Annotated in this window: 1 protein-coding gene and 1 pseudogene; both read left to right on the forward strand. The window is 29.5% G+C overall.

What is annotated here, in order from left to right:
• Positions 1-149, forward strand: a pseudogene (locus KPL54_RS25700) (electron transfer flavoprotein subunit alpha); the annotation flags it as partial.
• Positions 150-291: 142 nt separating this feature from the next.
• Entirely contained in the window at positions 292-1,140 is an 849-nt protein-coding gene (locus KPL54_RS25705) for a 3-hydroxybutyryl-CoA dehydrogenase (RefSeq protein WP_216109315.1), read from the forward strand.
• The last annotated feature ends 355 nt before the right edge of the window (positions 1,141-1,495 follow it).

Genomic DNA, 1,495 nt, shown 5'->3' on the forward strand with positions numbered 1-1,495 from the left:
CTGGTATGCAAGATTCTGATTTCATAATAGCTATAAATAAAGATGCAACTGCACCTATCATGAAAGCTGCTGATGTAGCAATAGCTGGAGATTTCCTTAAAGTAATTCCAGAAATGATAGCTCAAATTAATACATTAAAAAATAAATAGGTTTATTTTATAATAGTAATTTAAGAAAACTTGCTTTAATGCTTAAAAAATAGTATTAAAGTAAGTTTTAAAAAAGTATACTACGTCTTGTTGTAACTAAAATAAGATTTTTAAAATAATAAAATTTAAGGGGTGTGTTTTTATGAAAAAGATTTTTGTACTTGGCGCTGGAACTATGGGAGCAGGTATTGTTCAAACATTTGCAGCTAATGGATGCGAAGTAATAATGAGAGATATTAAAGATGAATTCGTTGATAGAGGACTTGCAACAATTAAAAAGAATTTAGAAAGATCAGTTAAAAAAGAAAAAATAACTGAAGCTCAAATGGAAGAAATACTTTCAAGAGTTACAGGAACTACTGATATGAAATTAGCAGCAGACTGTGATTTAGTAGTTGAAGCAGCTGTAGAAATTATGAAAATAAAGAAAGAAATTTTTGCAGAACTTGATTCAATCTGTAAACCAGAAGCTATTTTAGCATCAAACACATCATCACTTTCTATAACTGAAGTAGGAGCTGCTACAAAGAGACCTGATAAAGTTATAGGAATGCATTTCTTTAATCCAGCTCCAATGATGAAACTTGTAGAGATAATCAAAGGAATGGCCACATCAACTGAAACTTTTGATGCAGTTAAAGAAATTGCAATTGCTATAGGTAAGGATCCAGTAGAAGTTGCTGAAGCTCCTGGTTTTGTTGTAAATAGAATATTAATTCCAATGATCAACGAAGCTGTAGGAATTATGGCAGAAGGTATAGCATCAGCAGAAGACATAGATAAAGCAATGAAACTTGGCGCTAATCATCCAATGGGACCTCTAGCACTCGGAGATCTTATAGGTCTTGATGTATGTCTTGCTATCATGGATGTTTTATATACTGAGACTGGAGATACTAAGTACAGAGCTCATAGCCTTCTAAGAAAATATGTTAGAGGCGGATTACTTGGAAGAAAAACTAAAAAAGGTATCTTTGATTATTCAAAATAAGATATTGATTTTAAACAAATAATAAAGAAGGCATTATAACCCAAAAATGGATATAATGCCTTCTTTATTGTTTATATATATAATATAGAGAAATATAAACAATATGTAAATGATTTCTAAAGTTAACAAATAGGTTATTGACTTTATACTGTAAGTGATATATTATTAACAATATAACGTATAAATATAAAAAAGTGGTACAAGCATTGCTAAATATAATGTGTAAGGATACATACGATTACATTTAAAAATGGAGGGATATATAATGAATAGATTTACTTTACCAAGAGATATTTATTTTGGAGAAAATTCTTTAGAGGTGTTAAAAACCATAAAAGGTAAAAAAGCAGTAATA

Origin of the sequence: Clostridium estertheticum (assembly GCF_018861295.1) — a bacterium.
GTDB classification, from domain to species: Bacteria; Bacillota; Clostridia; order Clostridiales; family Clostridiaceae; genus Clostridium_AD; species Clostridium_AD estertheticum_D.